This is a genomic window from Turicimonas sp. TL08 (assembly GCF_054660695.1).
The window spans coordinates 1-534 of the sequence record NZ_BAAGDP010000067.1 but is presented as its reverse complement, the minus strand read 5'-3'; the positions used below and the strand labels follow the sequence as shown (position 1 = coordinate 534).

1 protein-coding gene is annotated in these 534 nt (G+C 39.1%); it reads right to left on the bottom strand.

Going from position 1 to position 534, the window contains the following annotated elements; all coding sequences use genetic code 11:
- A partial coding sequence (locus ACYQ4O_RS12960; protein WP_460175872.1) for an RNA-guided endonuclease InsQ/TnpB family protein occupies positions 1-534 on the bottom strand: 534 nt, incomplete at both ends.

The following is a 534-nucleotide window of genomic DNA, read 5'->3' as shown; positions in this document are numbered from 1 at the left end:
TTTCTTTTTGTTGTCGAGATAATTTCTTTTGCAGTTTAGCTAACTGCTTTAGATTATTTTTCAAGCTATTGACCGGCTCTACGAAAGTCCCGTTCGAAAAAGTAACAAACTTCTTAACGCCCATGTCAATTCCGATTTCGGAATTAATCCTCCGCTTAGGCTCTATTTCAAATTCAGTCTGAATGGAAACGAACCACTTTAGACCTTCTCGAGATACCGTAATGTTCTTTGGTTTGCCAATGATGCTTCTGCTCTTTCTGTAGCCGACTGTCCCGATTTTCGGCAAATAGATCCTTTTTTTATTCTCATCTATTTTAAATCCCTGCGGGAATCGGAATGAATCGTGCTGAAATTTCTTTTTGAACCTTGGAAAATTCGCTCTCTTAGCAAAAAAGTTCTTGTACCCCTTCTCCAAATCTTTCAATGCTTGTTGGAGTACTTGAGAATGACAGTCTTTCAGAAAAGAGTGCTTTTTCTTCCACAGAACGAGACGGCTGGCACACTCTACATAGTTGAACCGATGTGCTTTATCTT